The sequence below is a fragment of the Thiocapsa sp. genome, assembly GCF_035467215.1.
Classification (GTDB): Bacteria; Pseudomonadota; Gammaproteobacteria; order Chromatiales; family Chromatiaceae; genus Thiocapsa.
Genome location: NZ_DATITZ010000210.1, coordinates 1 through 26,051 on the forward strand (window position 1 = coordinate 1; position 26,051 = coordinate 26,051).

Annotated in this window: 25 protein-coding genes and 1 pseudogene; 8 read left to right on the forward strand and 18 right to left on the reverse strand. The window is 64.6% G+C overall.

Translation table 11 applies throughout. The annotated features are described in order from the left end of the window. On the reverse strand, positions 1 to 1,844 hold a 1,844-nt coding region (locus VLR48_RS11715; protein WP_325291960.1), incomplete at its 3' end, for a dynamin family protein. Between the two features lie 244 nt (positions 1,845 to 2,088). On the opposite strand from VLR48_RS11715, the pseudogene VLR48_RS11720 reads away from it, so the two are divergent. Next, positions 2,089 to 3,390, forward strand: a pseudogene (locus VLR48_RS11720) (nucleoside recognition domain-containing protein). Positions 3,391 to 3,937: 547 nt separating this feature from the next. Here VLR48_RS11720 and VLR48_RS11725 read toward each other — a convergent pair. The 14 genes from VLR48_RS11725 to VLR48_RS11790 form a co-directional block, all read right to left on the reverse strand. Continuing rightward, positions 3,938 to 4,246 carry a DUF86 domain-containing protein gene (locus VLR48_RS11725; protein ID WP_325291961.1) on the reverse strand — a complete coding sequence of 103 codons (309 nt, stop codon included), beginning with the start codon at positions 4,244 to 4,246 and terminating at the stop codon, positions 3,938 to 3,940. A gap of 19 nt (positions 4,247 to 4,265) precedes the next feature. Further along, a complete protein-coding gene (locus tag VLR48_RS11730; RefSeq protein ID WP_325291962.1) occupies positions 4,266 to 4,571 on the reverse strand; it encodes a nucleotidyltransferase family protein in 306 nt (101 codons plus the stop codon). Positions 4,572 to 4,671: 100 nt separating this feature from the next. Further along, the gene (locus tag VLR48_RS11735) at positions 4,672 to 5,286 is read right to left on the reverse strand and encodes a BMC domain-containing protein (protein ID WP_093029282.1); all 615 of its coding nucleotides are present in this window, start codon (positions 5,284 to 5,286) and stop codon (positions 4,672 to 4,674) included. Next, positions 5,283 to 6,011: an endonuclease III domain-containing protein gene (locus VLR48_RS11740; RefSeq protein WP_414718605.1), complete on the reverse strand. Its 729-nt coding sequence runs from the start codon at positions 6,009 to 6,011 to the stop codon at positions 5,283 to 5,285. Before VLR48_RS11740 ends, VLR48_RS11735 begins: the two co-directional genes overlap by 4 nt. After that, positions 6,012 to 7,256 (reverse strand): sugar phosphate nucleotidyltransferase, encoded by a 1,245-nt coding sequence (locus VLR48_RS11745; RefSeq protein WP_325291963.1) that lies wholly within the window; start codon positions 7,254 to 7,256, stop codon positions 6,012 to 6,014. A 677-nt stretch (positions 7,257 to 7,933) separates the two neighbouring features. Then, positions 7,934 to 8,689: a pyridoxine 5'-phosphate synthase gene (gene pdxJ / locus VLR48_RS11750; protein WP_325291964.1), complete on the reverse strand. Its 756-nt coding sequence runs from the start codon at positions 8,687 to 8,689 to the stop codon at positions 7,934 to 7,936. Continuing rightward, positions 8,686 to 9,492, reverse strand: a complete 807-nt coding sequence (gene recO / locus VLR48_RS11755) for a DNA repair protein RecO (protein ID WP_325291965.1) — start codon at positions 9,490 to 9,492, stop codon at positions 8,686 to 8,688. The genes pdxJ and recO overlap by 4 nt, the downstream gene beginning before the upstream one ends. Before the next feature lie 9 nt (positions 9,493 to 9,501). Then, a complete protein-coding gene (gene era / locus VLR48_RS11760) occupies positions 9,502 to 10,428 on the reverse strand; it encodes a GTPase Era (RefSeq protein WP_325291966.1) in 927 nt (308 codons plus the stop codon). Beyond that, positions 10,421 to 11,098 (reverse strand): ribonuclease III, encoded by a 678-nt coding sequence (gene rnc / locus VLR48_RS11765; RefSeq protein ID WP_325291967.1) that lies wholly within the window; start codon positions 11,096 to 11,098, stop codon positions 10,421 to 10,423. Before rnc ends, era begins: the two co-directional genes overlap by 8 nt. A 130-nt stretch (positions 11,099 to 11,228) precedes the next feature. Further along, the gene (gene lepB, locus VLR48_RS11770) at positions 11,229 to 12,080 is read right to left on the reverse strand and encodes a signal peptidase I (protein WP_325291968.1); all 852 of its coding nucleotides are present in this window, start codon (positions 12,078 to 12,080) and stop codon (positions 11,229 to 11,231) included. A 327-nt stretch (positions 12,081 to 12,407) separates the two neighbouring features. Beyond that, a complete protein-coding gene (gene lepA / locus VLR48_RS11775; protein ID WP_325291969.1) occupies positions 12,408 to 14,210 on the reverse strand; it encodes a translation elongation factor 4 in 1,803 nt (600 codons plus the stop codon). 373 nt (positions 14,211 to 14,583) lie between these two features. After that, positions 14,584 to 15,738, reverse strand: coding sequence for an alcohol dehydrogenase (gene yqhD, locus VLR48_RS11780; RefSeq protein ID WP_325291970.1), 1,155 nt, complete (start codon positions 15,736 to 15,738; stop codon positions 14,584 to 14,586). A gap of 32 nt (positions 15,739 to 15,770) precedes the next feature. After that, positions 15,771 to 16,667 carry a pirin family protein gene (locus VLR48_RS11785; RefSeq protein ID WP_325291971.1) on the reverse strand — a complete coding sequence of 299 codons (897 nt, stop codon included), beginning with the start codon at positions 16,665 to 16,667 and terminating at the stop codon, positions 15,771 to 15,773. Positions 16,668 to 16,919: 252 nt separating this feature from the next. Continuing rightward, positions 16,920 to 17,519 (reverse strand): FMN-dependent NADH-azoreductase, encoded by a 600-nt coding sequence (locus tag VLR48_RS11790; RefSeq protein WP_325291972.1) that lies wholly within the window; start codon positions 17,517 to 17,519, stop codon positions 16,920 to 16,922. A gap of 95 nt (positions 17,520 to 17,614) precedes the next feature. Between VLR48_RS11790 and VLR48_RS11795 the strand changes: the two genes are divergently transcribed. After that, a complete protein-coding gene (locus tag VLR48_RS11795; protein ID WP_325291973.1) occupies positions 17,615 to 18,550 on the forward strand; it encodes a LysR family transcriptional regulator in 936 nt (311 codons plus the stop codon). Positions 18,551 to 18,718: 168 nt separating this feature from the next. Further along, positions 18,719 to 19,399 carry a monofunctional biosynthetic peptidoglycan transglycosylase gene (mtgA, locus tag VLR48_RS11800; RefSeq protein WP_325291974.1) on the forward strand — a complete coding sequence of 227 codons (681 nt, stop codon included), beginning with the start codon at positions 18,719 to 18,721 and terminating at the stop codon, positions 19,397 to 19,399. Between the two features lie 10 nt (positions 19,400 to 19,409). Here mtgA and VLR48_RS11805 read toward each other — a convergent pair whose 3' ends face one another. After that, entirely contained in the window at positions 19,410 to 20,333 is a 924-nt protein-coding gene (locus VLR48_RS11805; RefSeq protein ID WP_325291975.1) for an NAD(P)H-binding protein, read from the reverse strand. Positions 20,334 to 20,642: 309 nt separating this feature from the next. On the opposite strand from VLR48_RS11805, the gene VLR48_RS11810 reads away from it, so the two are divergent. After that, a complete protein-coding gene (locus tag VLR48_RS11810) occupies positions 20,643 to 21,344 on the forward strand; it encodes an SDR family oxidoreductase (protein WP_325291976.1) in 702 nt (233 codons plus the stop codon). 91 nt (positions 21,345 to 21,435) lie between these two features. Here VLR48_RS11810 and VLR48_RS11815 read toward each other — a convergent pair whose 3' ends face one another. Beyond that, a complete protein-coding gene (locus tag VLR48_RS11815; RefSeq protein ID WP_325291977.1) occupies positions 21,436 to 21,795 on the reverse strand; it encodes an HPF/RaiA family ribosome-associated protein in 360 nt (119 codons plus the stop codon). 644 nt (positions 21,796 to 22,439) lie between these two features. On the opposite strand from VLR48_RS11815, the gene VLR48_RS11820 reads away from it, so the two are divergent. After that, positions 22,440 to 23,261: a DNA-formamidopyrimidine glycosylase family protein gene (locus VLR48_RS11820; RefSeq protein ID WP_325291978.1), complete on the forward strand. Its 822-nt coding sequence runs from the start codon at positions 22,440 to 22,442 to the stop codon at positions 23,259 to 23,261. Positions 23,262 to 23,299: 38 nt separating this feature from the next. Here the strand turns inward: VLR48_RS11820 and VLR48_RS11825 are convergent, their stop codons facing one another. Continuing rightward, positions 23,300 to 23,878 (reverse strand): hypothetical protein, encoded by a 579-nt coding sequence (locus VLR48_RS11825; RefSeq protein ID WP_325291979.1) that lies wholly within the window; start codon positions 23,876 to 23,878, stop codon positions 23,300 to 23,302. Between the two features lie 216 nt (positions 23,879 to 24,094). Here VLR48_RS11825 and VLR48_RS11830 point away from each other — a divergent pair, with 216 nt between their 5' ends. From VLR48_RS11830 to VLR48_RS11840, 3 genes are read left to right on the forward strand one after another with little or no spacing between them, the layout of a single operon-like run. Continuing rightward, entirely contained in the window at positions 24,095 to 24,544 is a 450-nt protein-coding gene (locus VLR48_RS11830; protein WP_325291980.1) for a type IV pilin protein, read from the forward strand. Continuing rightward, the gene (locus VLR48_RS11835) at positions 24,532 to 25,221 is read left to right on the forward strand and encodes a GspH/FimT family pseudopilin (RefSeq protein ID WP_325291981.1); all 690 of its coding nucleotides are present in this window, start codon (positions 24,532 to 24,534) and stop codon (positions 25,219 to 25,221) included. Before VLR48_RS11830 ends, VLR48_RS11835 begins: the two co-directional genes overlap by 13 nt. Beyond that, positions 25,212 to 26,033 carry a hypothetical protein gene (locus VLR48_RS11840; protein ID WP_325291982.1) on the forward strand — a complete coding sequence of 274 codons (822 nt, stop codon included), beginning with the start codon at positions 25,212 to 25,214 and terminating at the stop codon, positions 26,031 to 26,033. The genes VLR48_RS11835 and VLR48_RS11840 overlap by 10 nt, the downstream gene beginning before the upstream one ends. Positions 26,034 to 26,051 lie beyond the last annotated feature (18 nt).

Sequence of the window (26,051 nt, forward strand, 5' to 3'; positions counted from 1 at the left end):
AGGCCCGCGAGCCCTTGCCGGGCATCACGCAGCCGGTCGCGATCCAGCCGGGCCGTCTGCAGTCGGCGCTCCTCCAGGAGCAGGGCCTCGGGGAAGCGCGCCGTCAGCGCGCCCTCGATCAGCCGGGCCGGGGCGATGGCCTGATCGAGTCGGGTCGTGATCTGCCGACGCAGGTCCGCGACCAGCGCCCTGAGCTGGGCCTCGTAGTCGGCCCGCTCACGTTGCACCTGCCAGTGGCGGGTGAGGTCACGCAGCCACTGGTAGCCGCCCGCGGCGCCGCTCGCGATGCTTGTGAGCAGCCGCGGCAAGCTGGTGGCCGCCGCGCCGAGCCCGGCGCCGATGAGTGCGCCGACGGCACCGCCGACGCCGGGGATCAGGCTGGCCAGCCCGGCGGTGACGGCCAGCGCACCGGTCGCCCCGAGCACCCAGGGCAACGCGGCGCTGACCACCAGGTAACCGGCCGTGGCCAGGCTGGTGCCGGCGAGCAGTGGTCCGAGATCAAGGCCATGCCGAAGACCCTGCAGCCGGTCGCTGGTGCGCGCCACCACCGGCGCGATACGCTGATCGAGGTCCGCAAAGGTCTGCCCCAGATCATCGCGAAAGGCGCAGAGCAGGGGCGCCAGGCGCTCTTCCACAGCCACCCGCAGGCGCTTGGCCGGTCCGTCTCCGGCAAGCTCATCCAGGTTTGCGGTGGCGACCCAATCCAGAAGCGCCGTCTCGATGCCCGTGAAGGCGTCGGCCACATCGGCCAGCAGCGTCGCCTTCCGCTCGCTGACGCGCTGTTGCAGGACGAGCTCGTCCTCGCGGATGGCGACCCGGAACTCAGTCACGGCAGCTGTGGTGGCGATGATCGCCAGCCCTTGCTGTGCGTCCTCATCGCTTGCGGCGTCCATGGCGGCAGCGAGCTTGCCCGCCGCCGACTCCGCCACCGTGCGCAGCAGGCCGTCCGCGGCCTCGTCCAACAGCGTCTGCCGACGCATGGTGGCCCAGGCATGAACCGCGTTGAGTAGCTCTGCGTGCTCGTTGGAGTACGCGCTCCCGCTCCCATCACTCGCGTCGAGGACCGCGTCCAGGCTCTGTCGGGCGCTGCAGGTGAACACCCGCTCGCGGAGGGATCTGATCGGCCAGTTGCGCAGCTCCCCGAGGGTGCGGGTCACGTACGCCCGCAGCGCAGCGACCTGCTCCGGGGGCTGACTGTCGCAGAAATTGATGTTGAAGAAGAACTTATCGAGATCCTTGCGACGCACCAGATGGCCGAGAAAGTCGCTCTCGGAGGCGGTCAGCGCCTGCTGGGCGCGCAGCATCATCACCACCACGTCGACCTCGTCCATTAGGTCGAAGATCACCGTCTCGCTCATCGAGGCGGCGTCGTTCACGCCGGGCGTGTCGACGATGACGAAATCCGACCAGGGCGCCGGGATCGGCAGCGCGAGATCAAGCGGCTGACCCGTGTCGGCAAGCTCGCGCACCGCATCTCGGGTCAGTGGACGTGATGCCGGGGGTTCAGCGCCCGTATCCATGGACTCTGCCCAGTCATCCTCGGCAACGGCGACTCGCGGCGGGCCATCGCTGTGGCGAAGGCGCATCACCTGCCGGGTGGTCGGCAGGAATCGGGCCGGCAGCAGATCCTGGCCCAGGATGGCGTTGATGAACGTGGACTTGCCTGTGCTGAACTCGCCGATCACGGCCACCCGCAGCGGGCGATCCTGCTCCGCACGCAACTGGTCGAGCAGGGTGCGTTCGGCGGCCAGATCCAGCGGCTCTAGGCCATCAATATCGGCGGCCTCGTCGAGCAGGGCGTAAAGCGTTTGCAGGCGGCCAGCGATGGGGTCGGCGGATTCCATGGGTAGCGAGGTCCTTGATTGTGCTGGGCAGCGCGCGGGATGTAGCGGCCGGGGCAGCAACCGGCGCAGTATAACGCCGCGGGATTCAGATCGCAGGTTCGGTCATACTCGTGAGCCCGAACGTGACCAAGCCCTTTCGACTTGAGTTTGCCGGTTCTAAACCGCGTCACCGCCAGAGGCATCAGGATGCTGCGACATCAACCCCAAACTAACAGCCACGCATACCCCGCATGACGCGTTTTACATGAACGGGATCTTCTTCGGCATCGTCCTGATCGGCTTCCTCGCGACGGCTTGGCGTGAGCTGACGCTACCCGTCGTCGAAGGCGCACAGACGCCGATGGCCGTGCTGTCGAGCGAGATGCTGGCGGCGGCGAGCGGTGCGGTGGAGTTGGCCATCGGCCTGGTCGGGGTGATGACGCTGTTTCTCGGGCTGATGAAGGTCGCTGAGGCCGGCGGCATGCTCGTGGTCATCGCGCGCCTGATCCGCCCGCTGATGACGCGCCTCTTTCCGGAGGTTCCGCCCGACCATCCGGCGATGGGGGCTATGATCCTGAACATGTCCGCGAACGCGCTCGGGCTGGGCAACGCCGCCACGCCCTTCGGCATCCGCGCAATGCAGGAGCTCGACAAGCTCAATACGCGACCCGGCACGGCAACCAACTCGATGGCGCTCTTTCTCGCCATCAACACCTCGAGCGTCACCCTGCTGCCGACCGGCGTGATCGCCTTGCGTGCCTCCGCGGGATCGAGCGATCCAGCCGGAATCCTGCCGACGACGCTCTTCGCGACCTTGTGCGCCACGATCGCCGCCGTCGTCGCGGCCCGCCTCTATCAGCGCTTTGCACCGCTCGGACCGGCCGAGCCGAGCGCACCGATCACGTCAAGTACACGGGACGAGACGACCCCGGCCGGCACCGATCTGCCCGCCGACTCCGGCGCCTATCCCCTCTGGATCTCGATCCTGGCGCTCGGCGGCGTGGTCGCGCTCATCCCGGCGGCGATCCGTTGGGGCGACCGCGTCTCGCCCTGGATCGTGCCCTCGCTGATGCTGGGATTTCTGCTGTTCGGGGTGATGCGCGGAGTGCGCGTCTAAGAGGTCTTCGTCGAAGGTGCCCAAGAGGGCTTTCAGGTCGCGCTTCGGATCATTCCCTATCTGGTCGCCATCCTGGTCGCGGTCGCCATGTTCCGCGCGAGCGGTGCGATGGACGTGCTGGTCAACCTGCTGGGCGGCTTTACCTCCCAGGTCGGACTACCCGCCGAGGCCCTGCCGATGGCCCTGATCCGCCCGCTCTCGGGCTCCGGCGCCTATGGCGTCATGGCCTCCATCATCAACGACCCAGCCATCGGGCCGGACAGCTATGTCGGCTATCTGGTCTCGACCCTACAGGGCTCGACCGAAACCACCTTCTACGTGCTCGCGGTCTATTTCGGCGCCGTGCGGATCCGGCGGATTCGCCACACGCTTGCGGCAGCGCTGACGGCTGATCTGGTTGCGGTCGTCGCGGCTGTCGCTGCCTGTTGGTTTCTTTTCGCTGGCATTTGACGCGAGGTCGAGGCTCCCTTGCCGTTAACCGAGCACGGATGTCTCGCCGACGCGGTGTTCTTTCGAACATTAACTCGTTACGGATTTCTAAGATTCGCTCACCTGCCTTCCGCCGATCTTTCCGCACTGCGGCACCGGGGGAGAGGCGGCGGAAGGCTCCGTTCACGCGTCGGCCTTGATCGTCGTTCGGTCCAGCGGCTGGCCATCTCTGCGTAGTCAGGGCTTCCAGCCCTGATTCTGTCAGGCCAAGATGGCCTGACTACGCAATTCGGTGGCAGACTTTGACGAAGGGATGATCGAGGCCCACCACCGCAAACTACGCTCAACCCGACCGACCGCCGGAATCGAGCTTAACCATCCGGGACGAATTCCGCCTCGAGCACCGGCACTCAGTAATCCGAGAGATAGCGGGGCAACTCCGACTGCACGCGCGCGTCGTCGATGGCGACATTGGCGTGCAGGATGAGCGGGTTGCGATTCCACTTCTCCCGGAGGCACCGATCTCGATGGCGGTCTCGGCCGGTTCGTGGTTGGTGATGGCGGGCGTTTAGCCGGATCCTCCGACGCCGGCTTTCAGTTGCCTGAGCAACGGCGGCAAGGCGATCTGCACTGTGTTCCAAAGAATCGTTCGATTGATGTCGAAGTAGGCATGCACCAGACGATTGCGCATACCGACGATCTGCGCCCAAGGCACTTCAGGAAGCTCCTGTCGTCCCGCCGGAATCACCTGGGCGGCGGCCTCGCCGACGATCTCGACCGCGCGAGTCAGGGCCATCACCAGCATCGTATCGCTATCGAGGTCTGTCCGGGTCCGCCCCCGCGAGAAGCTCAGCGCCTGCTCCGCCGCCTCGATCATGTGCCCGACGCGCCAGCGATCATCGGGCGACATACTGAACCTGGGCCGTGCGGATCACCTCGTGGCGAAAGAAATGACTCAGATCCTCCGGCGTGCGCAGATCGACCTTGCGCCCGTCCATGGCTTGGGATAGCTCGATCTCGATCTGCGCCATGTCGAGCAAGGTCGGGTGGGCGTCGGGCTCGAATTCGACCAGCAGATCGATGTCGCTGTCCGGCCGTGCCGTTCCCTTCAGTTGCGAGCCGAACAAGGACAGACGGCGTATCCGGTGTTTCTTGCAAAACCGGGCGAGGACACTCTCATCCAGACTCAAGATCTGATCCATAGGGGGCTCTCTTGTAGCGACCGAAACCGCGGCGGCGTCGCAAGCAGGGGTTCGTAAACCCACGCCGCCCACCGAGCGACGAGAGAGGATCTGCGCGGCGTCAAACCCTCGAAAGGTTATGAATGGCCGCGACGGCCGCTTTCCCGGCGGCATCGATATCGGCCTCGCGTCCGGCCAAGGTCAGGCGTCCGAAAGCGCCGACCGCGCGCACGTCGATGAGCGTCACGTTCGACGCCTTCTCCGCCTCGTTGGCGGCATACACGACGTAACCGGCGGGCTCGGTCTCCAGGAAGAACATGCTCTGGCCGGGCAGGATCATGGATCCGCGTCGATCCTGTCGATTGATCAGGACCGCGTGGTCGGGCGTGATCGAGCGGATCGTCTCCTTCCAGGCGATCCGACAGGACTTGCGGGCGCCCTCGGTCGTGTCGAGTGCGTTCAGGACCGCACGACCGGCGTCCATGACGTCGCTCTGATCGCGGTGGTGGATAACCATGGACCCGAAGGCGCGCTCGACCACTTGCTGCCCCAAATGGACCCGCGTCGCCTTCAACGCGATGTCCGTCAGACGATGGACCGCCATCCCGGGCGCGACCTCGATCCAGAGACAGGCATCGCCCGGCACCGGCAGGAAGCCTTGCGAGACGGTGCCCAAATACTCGGCGAGCTGCGGCTGAAGCGAATCGATGAAGACGTAGGTCCGAAGCTCAATCATGGGGTCTCTTCTGATGCTGTTGTCCCGCGCCGACGCCGCTGCGCCGTGCGCGATGAAATGGATGAATCCGAGGGACTCGCCGCTGCCGCGGCGCAGGTCCGGCGCAGTGCGCAACGCTCGCATGCGGGACGCGTCCGACAGACCTCTTTGCCCTGCGACACGATGAGCGCATGGTACTCCTTGAGCATCGACACGTCAGGGCCGAGTGCCTGCTCGAAGGCGCGACGAATGCCCTCGTAGGACTCCCCGACGGCGAGCAGACCCAGTCGTTCGAAGATCCGGCGCGTATAGGCATCGACAACGAAGACGGGGCGGTCGAAGGCGTAGAGGAGGATATCGTCCGCGGTCTCGGGGCCGATCCCTTTGATCGACAGGAGCCGAGCCCGCAGCTCGGGTGTCGTCAGCGCATCCAGCCCCCGATGGCCGCCGGCCTTCAGATACGCCTCGCAAAAACCCCGGACCCGCTGTGACTTGACGTTGAAATACCCGGAAGGCCGCAGCGCATCGGCGAGCTCGAGCGGATCCAGGGCGAGGATCGACTCGGCGTCGAGCACAATGCGCGACTGCAAACGCTCCAGCGCGCGCTCGACGTTCGTCCAGGCGGTATTTTGCGTCAGGATCGCCCCGATCATCACCTCGAAGGCGGTCTGCGCGGGCCACCAGTCCTGCTCGCCGAAGGCATCGAGCAGCCTCGCATAGACAGCTCTCAGCGCATCGACGTCCACTCAGGGAATCTTGGTGACCACCACGACACCCTTCTCGGAGACGGTGAAGCGCTCGCGGTCGGCCTTCGGATCGTGACCGATCTGCATTCGCGGCGGGATCTCCACGTCCTTCTCGACGATGCAGTTGCGCAGGTGCGCCCCCTGCCCGACCGTCACGCCGCTGAAGAGGATGGACACCTCGACGATGGCCCCGTCCAGCACCCGAACCTTCGGAAACAGGACGGAATGATTCACACCGCCGCCGCTGATCACGGTGCCGGCGGCCAACATGGAGTTGACGAAGATGCCCTCGTTTCCGCTCGTCGCACCAGGGACCGTGCGGGCCGGCGGATACTGACCCTGGTAGGTGTGGATGTTCCAGTCGGCCTGATAGAGATCCAGTGGCGGCTCGGCCCGCAAAAGGGCCATGTTCGCCTGGTAATAGGCGTCGATCGAGGAGAGGTCGCACCAATAGCGATCGGGGGTCACACGCCCGCGGTCCTGGCCGAAACGATAGGCGACGACGCTGTGATCCGCGACGACGGGTGCGACGATATCCAGGGCCAGATCCGTATCGGCAACCGCGCCTTCATCGCGGCGAGCCTGATCCAGACGCGCCATCTCTTCGAGCAGAAAGCTACGGTCGAAGACATAGACACCCATGGTCTCCAAGCGCTCGGTCTCATCGGGCGGCGGCGCGGCAATCGTATTCTCGACCGGCGCCGCAGCCGGTCGACTGAAACCGGCGATGCGCTCGTCCTCGGTCAGCTCCACACGCGCCTGTGTGCCGGAGCCACGCCCGTTGACCGCACGTACCGCGACGGTGATCTGCGCCTTCGACTCGGTATGCGCGCGCACCAGCTCGGCATAATCCATGCGGTAGACGGCACCTCCGTCCAAGACCAGGATCTGGCTGGCGCGGCTGCGCTCGATCAGATAGCGATTCTGACGGATGGCATCGAAGGGACCGGCGTACCACTCCTGACTCTCGCGCATCTGCGGCGGGACCGGGGTGATGAACTCGCGCAGCTCGGGATTGAAGATCGACCAGCCGTCGCGCAGGTGTTTGTGCAGCGAGTGACTCTTGTACTGGGTCAGCACCAGGACCTGTCGCAATCCGGAATGCAGACAGTTGGCCAGGGTGAAATCAATGACTCGGTACTTGCCGCCGAAGGGCACCGCCGCCTTCGTGCGGTGCTCCGTCAGCGGAGCGGGACCCGCGCCGCGATCGATGGCAAGGACCAGGATAAGCGTCTCGGTAGGCATAGCGCAGCGGAATCACCGACGGGACCCCTCGTCCCGCCGCACAGTCTAGCGGGGTTGCTGGCGGAAAGGCCAGTCGTGCAAATCGCGAGCACCGTAGCTCGGCGCGAGGACAGGCGTTTCGGTTAACCCCCGACCTGATGAGTAAGGCGATTCAGCTACGCGCCGAATCCACCGATCGAGCGGAGGGCCGCAAGTCTCAAGCAACCGAAACCATCGAGCGCGAGCGTGGCGAGCCGCGTTGCGGCATTTTGTATCGAGCGCCAACGGCGCGACCGATGTCAGCCCGGGGCAGCGCCCCGGGTTTCAATCAACCAAAACCCTTGAGCCCTGAAAGGGCGGTCTAAAGATGCGGCCGGGGCTGCCGGGGCGTTTTTCACCGCCTGGTCCTTCCCCAAAGACGCGCGCCTAAGAACGACTCATCAAGGCGTTGGGCTGCCCCTTCAGGGCTTAATCTGGATGGGGGTCGTTATCCCGGGGCGTTGCCCCGGGCTCGCATGGTGAGCCCCGTCGGGGCAGCCGGAAACCACCGGCATCGATTCATGGCCATGGCCGGCTCCGTCGGATTGTGGATCCGGGAAGAGTCTGCGCCGGCCGGTGAGTCATTCCGTGAGCCTGGCGGAAGATTCTTTCTAATCAAGACCCCCGATGCCTTGATCGAGACCGCCGAGGGACGCGCATCAGATCCCTGCAGCCACCGCTGCATCGATCACGCCCTTCATGTCCCGAACGGCTCGGTCGAGACCCGAGAAGATGGCGCGGGCGATGATGGCATGTCCGATATTGAGCTCGCGCACGCCCGCAATGGCCGCGATCGCCTTCACGTTGTGGTAATCGAGACCGTGTCCGGCGTTGACCTGCAAGCCGAGCGAGATCCCGAGGTTCACCGCGCGTCGAATGCGGGCCAGCTCGTCGGCGCGCGCAGCGGCAGTCTCGGCGTCGGCATAATGCCCCGTGTGGATCTCGATCACGGGCGCGCCGACGGCGTGTGCGGCCTCGATCTGGTCGGGATCGGCATCGATGAACAGCGAGACACGGATACCGGACTCGGCCAGGCGTGCGCAAAAATCACGAAGGTGCGGCCGATTCCCGCGCACGTCCAAGCCGCCTTCCGTGGTGAGCTCCTCGCGACGCTCCGGCACCAGGCAGCAATCGGCCGGTTTCAGACGACAGGCGATGTCGCCCATCTCGGCGGTTGCCGCCATCTCGAGATTCATGCGCGTTTGCAGGATGCCGCACAGCAGCTCGACATCGCGCTCCTGGATGTGGCGACGATCCTCGCGCAGATGGAGCGTGATCGAGTCGGAGCCCGCTTGCTCGGCCACCAGGGCGGCCTGAATCGGCTCCGGATAACGTGTCCCGCGGGCACGGCGAATGGTCGCGACATGATCGATGTTGACGCCGAGCAAGACCCCGGCAGCGGTTTGACTGGTCAAGATTCAAGACTCCGATGCGTGATTCCGATAGGCGTCGAATCGCGAGATGTGCCGGGCCCCGGTCCCGATCCGGGCCCCGGATTCGGGGCGGACGCGACGGCAAAGCGCCGAAAGAGCTCACGGCTTTTCAACGGACGCCCGCCCAGATGGGGCTCCAGAAGGCGTCGCAGAAGTGCCCGCGCCTCGCGCAGCTGATGCGGGGCCAAGCGATCGCCCTGCGCCAAGGCGAGCAAGGTCGCACCGGATATGCGCTCGGTGCGGTCATCCGCCTGAGCCTGCCGCATGCCCTGTCCGGGGACCAGCACATAGACCCCGTCGGGCACCACCTGACGATCGCAGTCGGCCTCGACATCTAAAGCGATCGCATAGCCCAGCTCGTCGAGCAGCCGAATCTCGAACTGCCGGAGCAGGCCTTCAAGGTCGTCGCCGCCCGCCAAGCCCGTGAGCGCGGCATGATAAAAGGCGAACAACGGATCGTGCGGATCATCGCGACCGAGCAGGCGCACCAACAGCTCGTTGAGATAAAAGCCGCACAGCAGCGGGCGCCCGAGCAGACCGATCGCCGGCCCGGCAGCCTCCACCCGCGTCAGGGTCAAGACCTCGCCGCGGCCGAGGGCATCCAACCACAGGGGTTGAAACGGCTGGAGCAAGGCACTGGTCGGGTGGCGCGCTCGGCGGGCACCCTTGGCGATGGCGGGGAATCGCCCTCGCCCGGCAGCGAAGACCTCGAGCAGGAGACTGGTGTTGCCGTATTCGCGCCGATGCAGCACGAAGGCCTGAAACAAAGACCCGCGAGCGTTCACGCCGCGGACTCAACTGCCCCCGCGCCCGTCCAAGGGTCCGTCTCCGTAGCCGAGACGCCCCAAGGCGGCCTCGTCGCTCGACCAGCTCTTCTTCACCTTCACCCACACCTCCAGATGCACCGGGCAGCCAAACACCTTCTGCATCTCCAGGCGCGCTTGCGTGGCGGCGGCCTTCAGCGCCTCGCCCTGGCGACCGATGATGATGGCCTTCTGGCTCTGGCGCTCGACCCAGATCAGGGCATTGATCTTATAACGCCCGCCGGCCTCCTCGAAGCGCTCGATCTCCACCGTCGTGCGATACGGCAGCTCCTCGCCGTAACGCTGCACCAGTTGCTCGCGCACCAGCTCGGCGGCAAAGAAGCGCTCTGAGCGATCGGTGATTTGATCCTCGGGAAAGACCGGCTCGCCCTCGGGCAGGCCGCGCAGCAGGGCAAGCTCAAGCACCTCAACCTGGTCCCCGTTCGCCGCGGAGACCGGGATCAGGTCCACGAAGGCATGACGCTGACCGAGATCCTGCAGATAGGGCAGCAGGTCCTCTTTGCTCGCGACTCGATCGACCTTGTTGACGGCCGCGATGACGGGCACGCCGGCGGTCGCAATGGCTTCGAGGGCAGCTGCGTCCTCGTCTGTCCAGCGCAGCGCCTCGACCACGAGGAGCGCCAAGTCGGTGTCGCTGATCGCCGTGCGAGCCGCGCGATTCAGATAGCGGTTGAGTGCGTTCGCCCCGCGCTGATGGATGCCGGGGGTATCGACGAAGAGGATCTGGCCCTCGGGGCGTGTCTTGATGCCCAGGATGGAGTGGCGCGTGGTCTGCGCCTTGTGCGAGGTGATGGCGAGCTTCTGCCCCATCAGCCGGTTAAGCAGGGTCGACTTGCCGACGTTCGGCCGCCCGATGATGGCCACGGTCCCGCAACGAGCGGCGATGATTTCAGACATTCTTGAGCTGCTCCAGCATGGCGTGTGCCGCCGCTTGTTCCGCACCGCGTCGGGTGCTGCCCTCGGCGCGGGTACTGAGATCCGCGTCGGGGAGCGCGCAACTGACGACAAAGGTTTGTGCATGTTGATCGCCGCCGGTGGCCACGACCGTATATTCGGGGAGCGGACGGCGCTGAGCCTGGAGCCATTCCTGCAGTTGGGTCTTGGGGTCCTTCCCGGCATGGGTCGCGCTCGTCTGCGCCAAGCGCGTGGCAAACAGTCGCAGAACGAGCTCGCGTGCGGAGGTGAATCCAGCGTCCAGGTAAACGGCCCCCCAAAGGGCCTCGAAGGCATCCGCGAGGATGGAGTCGCGGGCATAGCCGCCGGTGCGCAGCTCCCCGGCGCCCAGATGCAGGTAGTCGCCGAGATCCAGCCCGCGGGCCAACGCGGCCAGGGTCTCGCGCTTGACCAAGGACGCACGCATGCGGCTCAAGGTCCCTTCGTCCGCCTCGGGGAAGCGCTGCCAGAGTGCCTCGGCGATCACGAAGCCGATCAAGGCATCGCCGAGAAACTCCAAGCGCTCGTTGTTGGCGGATCCTGCACTGCGATGGGTCAACGCATGAAGGAGGAGCTCCTCGCGCGCGAACTTGTGTCCGATGAGCCGGGCGAGCCTGAGCGGGTCGGCGTTCACGGATCGACCTTCGCGCAATCGTCCGTCATTGGCCCTTCACCTCGACCTGATAGGCGAAGGCCGTGCAATCGCGATCTCACAAGCACCTCCGCGCGAACCGGACCCCGTGATCCGGCCCCGCGTGAACCGATCAATTAATCCCGTCGCCCAGACGACCCCAGGCGATCGGGGAACCGTCGCGACGCCCGTCCCAATGCATCCAGATACCGAATGCCTTGCCGACCAGGTTGTCCTCGGGCACGAAACCCCAACAGCGACTGTCGTTGCTATTGTCGCGGTTGTCGCCCATGACGAAATACTGCCCTTCCGGGACCTTGATCGGACCATAGGCCAACACACGACAACCCGGAGGCAAGTCGGGGGCGTTCTGTCGGGTCAGGATGCGATGCTCGACCTCGCCGAGCTGCTCGAGCGCTTCGCGCGCACCGGTCATCTCGGCCCCCGAACCGACACCCGTATAGCGCCCGATCGGCAACTGAGCGACCGGCTCGCCGTTGCGGTAGAGGGTTTTGTTTTGGTAAGCGATCTCGTCGCCCGGAACGCCGATCACACGCTTGATGTAATCGACCGAGGTGTCCTGCGGGAACTTAAAGACCACCACATCGCCGACCTGAGGGTCGCCGATCGCGAGGAATTCGGAGTTGAGCACCGGCCAGCGCAGCCCGTAGGCGAACTTGTTGACCAAGATGAAATCGCCGGTCAACAGCGTCGGCATCATGGAGTTCGACGGGATGCGAAAGGGCTCGACCAAAAAGGAGCGCAGCACCAAAACGGCGAAGATGACCGGAAAGAAGGAGCGCGCATACTCGACCAGAACCGGCTCCTTGTACGCCGGTTTCGTCCGGTCGGTGAGCGTGCCGCTGCCGACAGCAGCCGCAGCCAACCGACGCCGACGCGGCGCGAACATCACCGCATCGACCAGCCAGATCCCGCCGGTCACGGCGGACGCCAACACCAAAAAGGCAGGGAAATCGAAATTCATGGGTAGGTTTATGAGGCCTCTCGGTGATCCATGGATAGCGCTGCGATGATGCGATCGTTTCTCAGCTCTCGGCGTTGAGAATACCGATCGACCATCCAATAACGCATCAAAAAATCTTAAGGTGATTTTCGGAAATAAGCATCCGGCTGCGCATGCCCGGAAGACCTGAAGGGCTGTGCGTGCGAATCAATTCGCACCTACAGGCCGATAGCTCCTTTCCCGGAAATCCCCTCATCACTTGAACCGCGTCGACTCAAACGTTCATTGGCCCCGAAAAGGCTGATCAAACGCAAAACCAAGCAGATCGCTCCTGACGCGGTTCAATCTTCAATTCTCTTTGCCGACCTGGAGCACCGCAAGAAACGCCTCCTGCGGGATCTCCACACGGCCGACCTGCTTCATGCGCTTCTTGCCGGCCTTTTGCTTTTCCAACAGCTTGCGCTTGCGGCTCACATCGCCGCCGTAACACTTGGCCGTGACGTTCTTGCGCAGCGGCTTGACCGTGGTGCGTGCAATGACCTTGGTCCCGATCGCGGCCTGGATCGCCACCTCGAACATCTGGCGCGGGATCAGATCCTTCATGCGCACGGTGATGTCGTGACCGCGGTTCTGCGAGAGTGCGCGGTGCACGATCGAGGAGAGCGAGTCCACCTTGTCGCCGTTGATCAAGACGTCGAGCTTCACCAGATCGGCGGCCTGGAAGCGTTTGAACTCGTATTCGAACGAGGCGTAGCCGCGACTGACCGATTTCAGCCGATCGAAGAAATCCAGCACCACCTCGCTCAACGGCAGCTCGTAACTCACCTGCACCTGACCGCCGAGGTATTGGAGCTGCTTTTGAACCCCGCGCTTCTCGATACAAAGATTGATCACAGAGCCCAGATAATCCTGCGGCACCAGGATGTGTGCCTCGATGATGGGCTCGCGAACCTCGCGGATCTGACCGGGGTCGGGCAGGTTGGCCGGATTGTCGATCTTGATGAGCTCCCCGTCCGAGCGCAGCACCTCGTAGACCACGGTCGGCGCGGTCGTGATCAGGTCCAGGTCATACTCGCGCTCGAGTCGCTCCTGGATGATCTCCATGTGCAGCATGCCGAGGAAACCGCAGCGAAAGCCGAAGCCGAGCGCTTGGGACACCTCGGGCTCGTAGTTCAGCGCCGCATCGTTGAGCCGCAGCTTACCCAGCGCCTCGCGCAGATCCTCGTAGTCGTCGGAAATCACCGTGTAGAGCCCCGCGAAGACCCGCGGGCGCACCTCCTTGAAGCCCGGCAGCTTGGGGGCGGGGGAGTCGGGACGGGTGATGGTGTCGCCGACCGGCGCACCGTCGATCTCCTTGATGCCCGCGATCATGTACCCGACCTCGCCCGCGCCCAGACGATCGCGCTCGGTCTTCTTCGGGGTGAAGACGCCGACCGAGTCGACCTGCTGCGTGCGTCCGGTCGACATGATCAGGATCTTGTCGCGACGGCGCATCTCCCCGTTCATCACGCGCACCAACGAAACCACGCCCACATAGGGGTCGAACCAGGAATCGATGATCAGTGCCTGCAGGGGTGCGTTCACGTCTCCCTGCGGCGGCGGGATGCGCTGCACCAGGGCCTCGAGAAGCTCCGGGATCCCCTCGCCGGTCTTGGCGCTCACCCGCAGCGCATCCTCGGCATCGAGACCGATGATCTCTTCGATCTCCTTGATGACGCGCTCGGGCTCGGCCGAAGGCAGGTCGATCTTGTTGAGCACCGGCAGGACCTCGAGCCCCTGCTCGATGGCGGTATAGCAGTTGGCGACGCTCTGCGCCTCCACACCTTGGGCGGCGTCCACGACCAGCAGCGCGCCTTCGCAGGCGGCCAGCGAGCGCGAGACCTCGTAGGAGAAGTCGACATGCCCGGGCGTGTCGATGAAGTTCAGCTGATAGATCTCGCCGTTGCGCGCCTTGAAGTCGAGCGTGACGCTCTGCGCCTTGATCGTAATCCCGCGCTCGCGCTCCAGATCCATCGAATCGAGCACCTGGCTCGACATCTCGCGATCGGTCAAGGCGCCGCTGTGTTGGATGAAGCGGTCGGCGATGGTCGACTTGCCGTGATCGATGTGGGCGATGATCGAGAAGTTTCGGATATGACTAAGGTCTGTCATGAAGCTGAAGGTCGCCCGGGGATAGGGTGAAGAGCGCGCGGCAGGCGTACACGCAAGCCGATTCGATCGGCCGGGCGCGCGAGCGAGTGTCTGAAATGAGGGCGAATCATAGCAGACACGGGGGCGATGGGCATGTGCAGCAGAGCACCGGTCACAATGACGAGCTCGCAGCCTCCGGGATCGCCGACCTGCACATGCGTCCAGCGCCCCACCCGCCCGCAAGGGAAGAAGGGAAACGCTTAGCCAAGCGCTTAGGTATCCCCCCCTCCCCTGGCGGGAGGGGGTTAGGGGGAGGGGGTCTAATGGGTTACCGTCGACCCGCTGGCCCGAAGGATGGCGGAAGAGGTCGACTGCAAGTCGACTATCCCGGGCGTTAGAGCGCCAGCTCGAGCACCTGGCGCGAGCGTGCGAGATCGACATCCTGCCGCTCGCCGAGCGCGGTCATGCCGTGACGCTCGAGTTGATCGACCAGCGGCGCGATCGCCTCGGCGCCGATCCCATAGCCGGAGAGGCGTGTCGGGACCTGGAGCGACTCGAAGAAGTCGCGGGTCCGCTCGATCGCCGCGTCGATGCGCGCGTCCTCGTCGCCGTCACGCAGACCCCAGACCCGTTCGGCGTACTGCAGGAGCTTCGCTCGCTTGTCGAACCGTCTGACCTGCAACATCGCCGGCAAGATGACGGCCAGGGTCTGGGCATGATCCAACCCGTGCAGCGCGGTGATCTCGTGGCCGACCATGTGGGTCGCCCAGTCCTGCGGCACGCCGGCGCCGATGAGTCCGTTCAGCGCGAGGGTCGCGGTCCACATGAGGTTGGCGCGCACTGCATAGTTCTCGGGCTCGGACAGTGCCTTGGGGCCTTCCTCGATCAGGGTCAGGAGCAGACCTTCGGCGAAGCGGTCCTGCACCTTGGCATCGGCCGGATAGGTCAGATACTGCTCGGCAATATGCACGAAGGCATCGACGATGCCGTTGGCGACCTGACGCGGCGGCAGCGTGTAGGTCTTGGTCGGGTCCAGCACCGAGAAGCGCGGGAAGACCAACGGATGGATAAAGGCTAGCTTGTCGTGCGTGGCACGCCGCGTGATGACCGAGCCCGCGTTCATCTCCGAACCGGTCGCCGGCAATGTCAGCACGCTGCCGAAGGGCACCGCGGCGGTGATCGGCGCCTGCTTGGCGAGGATGTCCCAAGGCTCGCCCTCGAAGGGGATCGCCGCGGCAATGAACTTGGTCCCGTCGATCACCGAGCCGCCGCCGACGGCGAGCAGAAAATCGACCTTCTCGCGGCGGGCGAGCTCGACCGCCTGCATCAGCGTCTCGTAGGTCGGGTTCGGCTCGATGCCGCCGAATTCCAGATAGTCGGTCTCGCCGAGCGTCGCCTTGACCTCGGCCAGGGTGCCGGTCTTCACGACGCTGCCGCCGCCGTAGGTGATCAGTACCCGGGCCCCGCTCGGGATCTCCGGGCCGATCGCCGCGATCTGACCTTCACCGAAGAGGATGCGGGTGGGATTGTGGAAGACAAAGTTCTGCATTCGTAGGCTCCATTGTGTCGCGCACTCGTCGCTCAGGCGAGACGCCCGGCACTATAGTCACGCACCGCTTGTTGAATCTCTTGCATGGTGTTCATGACGAAGGGGCCATGCTGGGCGATCGGCTCGCGCAGCGGGTGCCCCGCGATCAGCAGCACCCGTGCCTCGCCCGCTTGCTCGCCCGCCGGCTCGCCCCTAGCCTCGATGACCACGCCGTCGGCGTTCGCCGCGTCGGCGAGGATCGCCATGCGCTGCGACGGGACCGACTGCCCGGCAACAGCGACCTCCCCTCGATACACATAGATGAAGGCATTCTGCTCGATCGGAAGCGCTTGCTCGAATCGCGCGCCCGCCGGCAGATGTAGATCCAGAAACAGCGGTGCCGTTGTCTCGCGCGTCACCGCGCCGGTCACGCCGTGGGTCAAACCGGCGATCACCGTGACCGCCACGCCCGCCTCGGTCTCGAAGCGCGGAAGCTCGCTTGCGGTGAAGTTGCGATACCAGGGCCGGATCATCTTGTCGCGCGCGGGCAGATTGAGCCAGAGCTGGAAGCCTTCCATGCGACCTTCCGCCTGTTGCGGGATCTCGGAGTGCACCAGACCGCTGCCCGCCGTCATCCACTGAACGCCGCCGGTCTCGATCAGACCCTCGTGGCCCGCGCTGTCGCGATGCAGCATGCGCCCGGCGATCATATAGGTCAAGGTCTCGAAGCCGCGGTGCGGGTGATCCGGAAAACCGGCGATATAGTCGTCCGGATCATCGCTGCCGAAGGCATCGAGCATCAGGAAAGGGTCAAGTCGCTGCTGCAGCGGCTGGGCCAGCACCCGAATCAGGTTCACGCCTGCACCGTCGGTGGTCGCCTGGCCCACCACGAGTCGCTCGACGTTGCGGGACTGCCGCACGGAATCGGTTTGAAAAATGGTTTCCGTCATCTGGATCTCTCCTGAATTAAACCGCGCCCGGTGCGGTATGCGATGTTTCTGGATGGGATCGGCCTCGGCAGACTTGACGAGCGCTGGAGCTGGCGCGGTTTAAGAGATTAAAAATTAATCATTTTAAACCGCACCCCCCACTAATGCCCGGGAATGCACCAAAGGTCGAACTCACTCGAAAATCAGCATCTCGCTCTGGACGCGGTTTAGGGTAATGGGTGAACAAGCGCAGCGCAGTCCACCAACGCCGGCTCACGCGAATGCCGCTTCGAGATCGGCCTCGGCCTCGGCGAAACCCCGCTCGGCGGACTCGGGTCCCATGTTGAGACCTTCGGCGTAGATGAACCGCACATCGGTCATGCCGAGGAATCCCAGCATCGTCTTCAGATAGGGCACTTGGCTGTCGGCCGGGGTATCGCGGTACCGACCGCCGCGCGCGAGCGCCACATAGACGCGCCGACCCGCGAGCAGACCGACCGGCCCCTGTTCCGTGTAGCGGAAGGTCACGCCGACACGGGCGATGGCGTCGATCCAGTTCTTCAACTGCACCGGTACGCCGAAGTTGTACATGGGCACGCCGAGCACTATCACGTCGGCCGCCTTCACCTCTGCGATCAGGCCGTCGTCGAGCGCCACGCGCGCGGCCTGCTCGGGCGTGCGCTGCTCGGGCGGCGACGAGAGTGCGACGAGGGCGTTCTCGTCCAGAATCGGATGAGGTTGGCTGGCCAGATCGCGGACCTGCACGCGCGCCGTCGGCTTCTCGGCGCGCAGGCGCTCGACGACGGCCTCGGCGATTCGGGTGGAGTTGGCGCCCTCGCGGCGCGCGCTGGCATTGATCTGCAGGATGTTCATCGTTTCGCTCTCGGCATCTGGTTTCAACTGTTACCTGATATATTGATGCCGATACGCTGAGAGTAGGCGTCGAATCGGATAACATTGCCCCACCTATGGAACAATTCGAACCCAACGACCTCCTGATCTTCGCCCATGTCGCCGAGGCGGGGAGCTTCAGCCGTGCCGCCGAGCAGATCGGTCTGCCCAAATCGACCGTCTCGCGCCGGATCTCCGTGCTTGAAGACCGGCTAGGCGAACGCCTGATGCTCCGCACCACACGGCGCCTGACCTTGACCGAGCTCGGAGAGCATCTGCTCGCCCACGCGCGCCAAATCGCCGACGAGGTCGACGCGGTGCGTGCGCTCGCCGAGCACCGCCAGGCCCAGCCGAGCGGACGGCTGCGCGTCTCGATGCCGGGCGATTTCGCGACCCTGCTGTTGAGCGAGATGCTGGCGAGCTACATCGCACGCCATCCGGCGGTGACACTGGAGCTGGATCTTTCCCCGCGACGCGTGGATCTACTCGGCGAAGGCTTCGACATTGCGGTGCGCACCGGCGCACTGCCGGACGATGCACTGCTCGCGGCGCGCCGTCTCGCGCTCTTCCCGATCGGACTCTATGCGGCACCGCGTTATCTGGCCGAGCACGGCGAACCGGCGATCCCGGACGATCTGCTCCGACACCGGGCGCTCTGCCTCGTCGGGCGCGACGGGGAAACCACGCCTTGGACCCTGACCGACGGGACGGCACACTGGGAAGGTATGCCCGAGGGCCGCATCGCCGCGAACTCGCCCGACATCCTGATCCGCTTGGCAGGCGCAGGGGCCGGGATCGCCGCCGTTCCGGACTGTTACGCGGCGCGGGATGTCGAGCAGGGCAGCCTGCGGCGCGTGCTTCCCGCATGGGCGCTCCCGGCTCAGACGGCCTGGGCGGTGTTCCCGGGTCGCCGACTGATGCCTGCGAAGACACGCATCTTCATCGACATGCTCGAAGCGGCGCTGGGCGGTGCGCCCGGAAACCTTCGGCCGAGCAATCTTCGGCCCGGATGATCGGTCGGAGTTGATCGGTCGGGTTTGACCCGCGGAATCGGGGTCCGGATACTTCGGCGACACAACTTGGAAGGACCGCTCGAAGGCGGCCCGTTCACCCGCTCGCATCGCCCGCTGACGTCACCCACCATCATGGCCGCTCGAAAAAAACGCTCTCGGAAAATACTGTTGCGCCGGATCGCGCTCGCGCTGGCGGTCATGATGGCGCTGTCGGTCGTGTTGGTTTTCATTCTGCGTTGGGTCGACCCACCCACCTCCGCCTTCATGATTCAACGCTGGATCACCGCCCATTCCGAGCCCGGCGACCCGCCTTACGTCTATCATGAGTGGGTCGATTGGGATGCCATCCCGGCGGCCGTCAAGCTCGCCGTCATCGCCGCGGAAGACCAGCGTTTCCCCGGTCACCGCGGGTTCGACACCATCGAGATCGAGCGGGCCTGGCAGCGCTATCGTGCCGGGGAAAAGCTGCGCGGGGCGAGCACCATCAGCCAGCAGACGGCGAAGAACCTCTTCCTCTGGTCCGGCCGCGACCCGATTCGTAAAGGACTCGAGGTCTGGTACACGCTCTTGATCGAGTCGCTTTGGCCCAAGGAGCGGATCCTCGAGGTCTATCTCAACATCGCCCAGCTCAGCCCGAACACCTTCGGCGTCGGGGCCGCGAGCTGGCGCTATTTCGATCGCCCGGTGATGGCGCTGAGCAGCTCGGATGCCGCCCTGATCGCCGCCGTGTTGCCGAATCCCAACATCTATCGACTCGAAACACCCTCCGCGACCGTCCAGCGCCGCGCCGGCTGGATCCGGCGTCAAATGGCCCAGCTCGGCGGCGTGTCCTATCTCAACAAGCTCTGATCGTGCCGCGTCATCGGTTCAAGTACCCCAATTGATCGACGCCGAAGGGTGTCGGAGTTAAGCCGAGCCGCGCGAAACTGTCGTTCTCGAAGCAGACGTTCCCCTCCATCAACATCCGGATCTGATCGCGCGAGATGGGAAACCAGGGATAGCGGTCGAGCACGCTCGCGGTTGCTTTGATGGCCATCGCCGGGGCGGGCAGCATCAGCTTGGTCTTGCCGGACGCCGCAGCAATGGTGGTGAGGATCGCCTTCCAGCTCATACGCTGAGGGCCGCACAAGCTGTAGGTCTGGGACTCGGTGCGCGACTCGTTCACGGCCAGCACGAAGGCCGCCGCGACGTCGTCGATATGGACCGGGGCCAGCTCGAAACCACCGGCATTCTTGGGGAACAGGCCGCTGAAGAAGAGCGGCGCGGGCATCGGGCTGTCGATGATGTCCTTCTTGAGCTGGGAACAGAACTCCATCCGACCGTCCGGGTCACCGAAGATGACCGAGGGGCGGAAGATGGTCCAGCGCAGCCCGGACGCCTTGAGCGCCGCCTCGGCAAGTGCCTTGCTGCGCTGATAGGGCGTGCCCTCGACATGGACCCCGTTGGCACTCATGAGGATGAACCGGCCCACGCCTTGCCGCTTCGCCGCCGCGATCGTGTCCTCGACACCGACGCGCTGCAGCGCATCGAAGGTGATCCCGCGGCCGGGGAACTCGCGCAGGATGCCGATCAGATAGATCACCGCATCCGAGCCCTCCAGGCAACGATCGAGCGCCCCCGGATCGGCGACGTCACCCGGGACGATATCGCAATGCTCAGGCTGCGCGATCTTCTGCTCGCTGCCCGGCCGGACCAGAAGCCGTGGCCGATGACCGGCGGCGATCAAGTGCCGAGCGATGTTGGTGCCGACAAAACCGGTACCGCCGATGATGGCAACCTTCATGTGAGCCTCCTTTCGCGTTGATTGGGTGTGGCGGACGACGGGCCGTCATCCGGCCAAAACCGCGCCGGGTGCGGCATGCGTCGTGTGACGGATTGGCTTGGTCGCGCCGGCTCCGACAACCGTCGGAGCCGGAGCGATTTTAATCGAGAAGATCTGGGAGATCCGAACCGAGACCAGTCCCGTGGAGATGCCCTTCGAAAGATGCGTATCTTGTCTAGGATCGCAAGGCACGCTGTCCAGGTCTTGTAAAACTTTCGCCCCGCCTGAACCTGCCCCGGTACACATCAACCCGTTTCATAAGGGCTCGAAATGTCGAAAACCTATCTGATCGTCGGCGGCACGTCCGGCATCGGCGCCGCGCTGCTCGGGAAGCTCGTCTCGCGCGGCCATCGCGTGATTCAACTCTCGCGTCACCCGGAAGCAGCCCCGGATCATCCGGCGGTCACCAGTCTGCATTGGGACGTCCGAACGAACGACTTCCCCGCCGATGCCCTGCCGGCGACCCTCGATGGCCTCGTCTACTGCCCCGGCACCATCCGGCTGCGCCCCTTCGAACGGCTCGCCGAAAAGGAATGGACGGAAGACCTCGAGATCAATCTGCTCGGTGCGGTGCGGGCGCTGCAGGGTGCGATGAAGGCGCTCAAAGCGGCGGAGTCCGCCAGCATCGTGCTGTTCAGCACGGTCGCCGTCGGGACCGGGTTGCCGTTTCACGCCTCGATTGCGAGTGCGAAGGGCGCGGTGGAAGGCCTGACGCGATCGCTCGCGGCCGAGCTTGCCCCGCGCATCCGGGTCAACGCCGTGGCGCCGACCCTGACGGCGACACCGCTCGCCGAACGTCTTCTCGGAAACGAGTCAAAGCGCACCGCGGCGGCCGAACGGCACCCCCTGCGCACGATCGGAGAGCCCGAAGATGTCGCAGGTGCCGCGCTGTGGCTGCTGGAGGACGCCCGGATGACGACGGGGCAAGTGATCCGCGTCGATGCCGGTTTGGCGAGCTTGCGGTCGACCTGATGCGCTCCGAAGCGGTTCGACGATGACGTCAACCGCTTCGAGACGTCCCCCTGCTCCGGAAGACGTCGGCGATTGAATCGGAACTCGTGAATCAACCTCCGACGGCGCGCGCTCCCGTGTTCAGGGCGCCATGCGGAAGCGTACGGGGGATACTGATTTGGCGGCGCGCCCGGCGCAGATTGCGACGTGCGAGTCCGAAGACCTCGTCGATGGCTTCCTTCGCCGTCTTGCGTGCGTCCCGGACGATGATTTGTCGTCCGTGGGCGATCTTGGCTGAGAGCTCGCAGCGGACGCGATGTCCGTGGAGCGGGTCGAACTCCTCTTGGATGGTGGCCCGGGCATCCAGGTCTTCTCCCGGGAAGCGTGCCGCAAGCTTGGCCACTTCCGTCTCGATGTGACGGCGGATATCCCCGTCCAAGGCGAGGGTATCCCCGCCGATTTTGATCAGCATACTCTTCGAATCTCCGAAGACCCTGTCCAAGCGGACAACCGAGGTTGCCTCGTTCGGTCGGGGTCGGTCTGTGGGGGGCGAGCGGTGCGGAAGAACGTGTGTCGGATAGGACTCCGAATCGGAGGGGACACAACGCGGCGTTTTCGCTCGCGTAGAGATCATGGCGTCGCACGCGCCGAAAAGCAAGGCAAGGAAGCTGCGCAGACGCGACGGCCCTTGTCGGACGAGGCCGTAAAGTCGATCTCCGGGGGCGGCATCAACCCGAGGCGGCGCAGTCGGACGCTGCCGAACGACCCGAAGCTGACGGCTCATCAAACCACCAACACCAACTCCGTGGAATTTCCGACCAGATTCTGTCGAACTTTTCGCCCGCGTGCGTCTCGAAAGCCGCGAGCCTCCTCGGAGGCTTTCTGACTCCTTGTCGTGTTCCCCGCCTCCGGCGGGGTTTTTTTGTCCGCAGCGATCAGCGCGGATCGCCGCAACGCGGCGTCACACCCGGCCGCACGTGCCGATCCGACGGGGCGACGGATTCGGGAACCCTTCGACGCCTTCGGACTCGAAGGAAACGCAACGATGAGTTCTCCTTAGTTCGCTCGCCCCGCATCGCGGGGCGTCTTTTTGTCCGTCGGATCTCGGTTCAACCCATGCCCGAAGGCGACACCATCCACAAGCTCGCGACCTTCCTGTCCGGCGCTTTGGTTGGCCAACGTCTCGACGGCGCCCGTCTACAGGGTCGCGCCCTCCCGGCTCTTGCGCGGGATCGCGTGCTGCGGGTCACCAGCAAGGGCAAGCATCTCTTCATCGACTTCGAAGGCGAGGCCTCGCTTCGGGTTCACCTCGGGATGTACGGATCCTGGCATCGTTACCCGATCGGACAAACGTGGCAGAAGCCCACGCATCGGGCGACACTCGTCTTGAGCGCCGCAGGGCAAGACTACGTCTGCTTCAACGCAAAAGAGGTCGAGATCCTCGATGCCTGCGGATTGCGGAGACGCGATCGAACCGACCGCCTCGGTCCGGACCTGAGTCGCGATGCACCGGCCATCGAGTCGCTGCTCCAGCGTGCACGCGATCTCTTGCAACCCGACACCGAACTCGTCGATCTGCTGCTCGATCAGCGCATCGCCAGCGGCATCGGCAACGTCTACAAATCCGAAGTCCTTTTCCTGGAGCACTGCGCACCGAGGACCCGCTTGGGCGACATCTCGGAAGAGACCTTCGCCGCCCTCTACGGGAGGGCGGAACGCCTTCTCCTGAACAACCTCGGCGGCGGTCCCCGGATCACGCGCCCCGTCGACGACGGTCGCGGCATCCTCTGGGTCTACGGCCGCGCCGGAAAGCCCTGCTTTCGCTGCGGGATGGACCTGCTGCGGGAACGTCTCGGGCAACACGCAAGATCCACTTACTGGTGTCCTGCCTGCCAGTCAGAACAAGGCATTCCCGGGAACGAATCAGAGCATATGTAGGGGGCGAACGCGCGCATCCCGGGATTCCCGGCCGACGCTCAAGGCCCCATTGGAAGCGCTACCGTCAAGGTCGCGACGTCACCCAACACCGCGCGGATCTCGGCAAGCGTCGGAGCCCTCGTGTAGGCCGGGTCGTCGAGCCGCCCAAGGCAGGTCATGCGCATCAGATTCGGGTCATGACTGTCGTCGAGCCAAAAGTGATAGCCCGGGCGAATCATCTGCGACCCGCCGCTGTCGCCGTGTCCGGCCAGTTGGAAGCGAACGCCTTCGGTTGGACCCGGGGTCGGAAGGCGGCCGGACACCAAGGCGATATAGTTCTGCACACGAGTGATCGGGATCTCACCGGCCGGGATGCTCTGAGTGCCCTCGTGATCGATCCGACGGAACTCGAGAACACAGCTCGTCCCGCCGCCCGCACCTCGCGCGCCCCGATCCGACAGGAAGACCCGCGCCCGTCCGGGCGGGACCGACACCGGCCGGTTCAGCGTCAGTGTGCTGCCTGCAGGGACCTCCACCCAGCCGGTCTCCATGGATTCGCGCACGAGGGTTTGACAACCACAGATCAGCAAGACCAGCCCGCCGACGACGGCTGATCGGACTAGGGTGTTCACAGTCATGAGTTTTATCCCGGTTGGTTGCCTGACAGAGGTCGATATCGTGGCGAGCGAAGCCGAGAGCTTGCCGAGACGTCTGGTCAAGAGTGTTCCTCGACACTGGAAAATTACACGAAATGCACTCATACTCCAGCGTACACGCGATGACATGGCAACCGACGCCTCGACCCCATCGGCGCGGTCACTCGTACCACACGGCTCGACGGCAAGGACGCGCGAATGGCAAGGGCACTCGAAAAACCCCGAACCGGCTTTACGCTCATCGAGCTCCTGATCGTCATCGGGGTGATCGCCATCCTCGCCACCGTGGCCTTCCCCGCCTATCAGGACCAGATCCGCAAGGCACGACGCACGGACGGAAAAACAGCCCTTCTCGGCATCGCGATGGCTCAGGAGCGCTTTCGGGCTAATTGTAGCCGCTATGCCGACACACTGGATCCCGATACTTCCGGGATGGTCTGCGACGATCCTGCTTACAGCCTGCCGCTTGCGGAAGAAACCCCGGACGGCTGGTACAAGCTGAGCCTAAACACGGTCAATGCCGCCGGTTATTCCGCCGTCGCTACGGCCCAAAAGGCCCAGGTGGCCGATCGCGCGGGCGGGGTCTCCTGCACGGTCTTGACGATCGACCAAGAAGGCGCGAAGGCGCCGCGTGAGTGCTGGCGCTGAGACGCACCGCAATGGGCGGCGATGCACGCATCCGCGGAACGAGTCCGGAGGCACGAGCGAGTATCGCCCGTGCGCGACGAGTCGCTCACCCGAAGACCTCGCCGGGCTTCACCCTGCTCGAGCTCATGATCACGCTGTCGGTGCTCGCCATCCTGGCCTCCTTAGGCGTTCCCGCGATGCAGGACATGCTCGAACGCAACCGGCTCAAGAGCGCAGCCCAGGCGCTCGCGGAGGATCTGCAATGGCTGCGCGGCGAGGCCATTCGGCGGAATCGGGATTTGCATCTGGTATTCGATGACGGCACGCCTTGGTGTTACGGCATCACCGAACGCACCGATTGCGATTGTCAACTGACCGACCCGAACGCCGGCGACGCCTGCACCCTGTCGCCGCCGACCGCGGATGCCGTGCCCCTGATGAAACGCGTCGGCAGCGCCGATCTTGGCCGGATCAGTGCGACGACGACATTGAGTCAAGGCTTAACCGGATTCGAGCCACGACGCGGAACCACGATTCGCATGGGCTCGGGGGCGGCAGGCTCCGAGCTCAACGGCAACGGTAACGTCACCTTCAGTACCCCGAACGGTGATCAGCTCAGGATCATCCTGAGCGTACTCGGCCGTGTCCGGCTGTGCTCGCCGAATCAGTCCGTACCCGGATTCCGCGAATGCGACTGACCCTTCACTCGCCCTCGATCAACCTTGCCGACATGGCGCTCCGCCGACAGGCCGGCGTGACCCTAACCGATCTACTGGTCGGCACAACCGTCGGCGCACTCGTCCTCATCGGGATCTCCACGACCTATGTCCTCGGCGCACGCGCCACCACGCAAAACGTCGAACAGGCCCGTTTGAACCAAGAGCTGCGCACCGTCCTCGAGATCATGCAACAGGATCTGCGTCGCGCCGGATATTGGCACTATGCGTCGCTGACCGCTCCTAATCTCCAGGAGAATCCATTTCAGAGCACCGTCAATGGGGTTGACCATCGGCTGCGCACGGACAAGGTCTCCGGAGAGCCAAGCGAGAGCTGCCTGGTCTACAGCTATGACCTTGATGACTCGGGAGCCATCGGCGTTTGTAAACGAAATAAGGATGCGCCCTGCCTAGTGACGGGATCACACTTCGATTTGCCGCCGTATGACCAGGAGGCGGTGGAGATGTTCGGCTTTCAGCTCAAAGACCAAGCCGTTCGGATGCGCCTCGGCCGCAAGGACGGAGCGGATACGACATTCACCTGCAACAGCGGCCGTTGGGAGCGAATTACCAGCAACGATATTCGCATCACAACTTTGCAGTTTACGATCCAAACCAAAGAAGTCAATCTAAAGGCAGGAAAGGAAGGCAGCGCCTGCGACACCAGTGAGCTTTGCCGGGAGACGCGTTGGATCGACATCCTGATGACCGGGCAACTGCGTGATGACCCGGACGTTCGGCAAAGCCTCCGAGCCACCGTGGACGTTCGCAATGATCGTTACTTCATCAAGTAATCGAGACCCGCGCAGGAA

What these genes read in the sequence shown, in the direction of transcription:
- VLR48_RS11725 (WP_325291961.1), bottom strand. Translation starts at nt 4,246, where the DNA reads ATGATCGAGGCGGCGGAGCAGGCGCTGAGCTTCTCGCGGGGGCGGACC.
- VLR48_RS11730 (WP_325291962.1), bottom strand. Translation starts at nt 4,571, where the DNA reads ATGGATCAGATCTTGAGTCTGGATGAGAGTGTCCTCGCCCGGTTTTGC.
- VLR48_RS11735 (WP_093029282.1), bottom strand. Translation starts at nt 5,286, where the DNA reads ATGATTGAGCTTCGGACCTACGTCTTCATCGATTCGCTTCAGCCGCAG.
- VLR48_RS11745 (WP_325291963.1), bottom strand. Translation starts at nt 7,256, where the DNA reads ATGCCTACCGAGACGCTTATCCTGGTCCTTGCCATCGATCGCGGCGCG.
- era (WP_325291966.1), bottom strand. Translation starts at nt 10,428, where the DNA reads ATGTCTGAAATCATCGCCGCTCGTTGCGGGACCGTGGCCATCATCGGG.
- lepB (WP_325291968.1), bottom strand. Translation starts at nt 12,080, where the DNA reads ATGAATTTCGATTTCCCTGCCTTTTTGGTGTTGGCGTCCGCCGTGACC.
- lepA (WP_325291969.1), bottom strand. Translation starts at nt 14,210, where the DNA reads ATGACAGACCTTAGTCATATCCGAAACTTCTCGATCATCGCCCACATC.
- yqhD (WP_325291970.1), bottom strand. Translation starts at nt 15,738, where the DNA reads ATGCAGAACTTTGTCTTCCACAATCCCACCCGCATCCTCTTCGGTGAA.
- VLR48_RS11785 (WP_325291971.1), bottom strand. Translation starts at nt 16,667, where the DNA reads ATGACGGAAACCATTTTTCAAACCGATTCCGTGCGGCAGTCCCGCAAC.
- VLR48_RS11790 (WP_325291972.1), bottom strand. Translation starts at nt 17,519, where the DNA reads ATGAACATCCTGCAGATCAATGCCAGCGCGCGCCGCGAGGGCGCCAAC.
- VLR48_RS11795 (WP_325291973.1), top strand. Translation starts at nt 17,615, where the DNA reads ATGGAACAATTCGAACCCAACGACCTCCTGATCTTCGCCCATGTCGCC.
- VLR48_RS11805 (WP_325291975.1), bottom strand. Translation starts at nt 20,333, where the DNA reads ATGAAGGTTGCCATCATCGGCGGTACCGGTTTTGTCGGCACCAACATC.
- VLR48_RS11810 (WP_325291976.1), top strand. Translation starts at nt 20,643, where the DNA reads ATGTCGAAAACCTATCTGATCGTCGGCGGCACGTCCGGCATCGGCGCC.
- VLR48_RS11815 (WP_325291977.1), bottom strand. Translation starts at nt 21,795, where the DNA reads ATGCTGATCAAAATCGGCGGGGATACCCTCGCCTTGGACGGGGATATC.
- VLR48_RS11820 (WP_325291978.1), top strand. Translation starts at nt 22,440, where the DNA reads ATGCCCGAAGGCGACACCATCCACAAGCTCGCGACCTTCCTGTCCGGC.
- VLR48_RS11825 (WP_325291979.1), bottom strand. Translation starts at nt 23,878, where the DNA reads ATGACTGTGAACACCCTAGTCCGATCAGCCGTCGTCGGCGGGCTGGTC.
- VLR48_RS11830 (WP_325291980.1), top strand. Translation starts at nt 24,095, where the DNA reads ATGGCAAGGGCACTCGAAAAACCCCGAACCGGCTTTACGCTCATCGAG.
- VLR48_RS11840 (WP_325291982.1), top strand. Translation starts at nt 25,212, where the DNA reads ATGCGACTGACCCTTCACTCGCCCTCGATCAACCTTGCCGACATGGCG.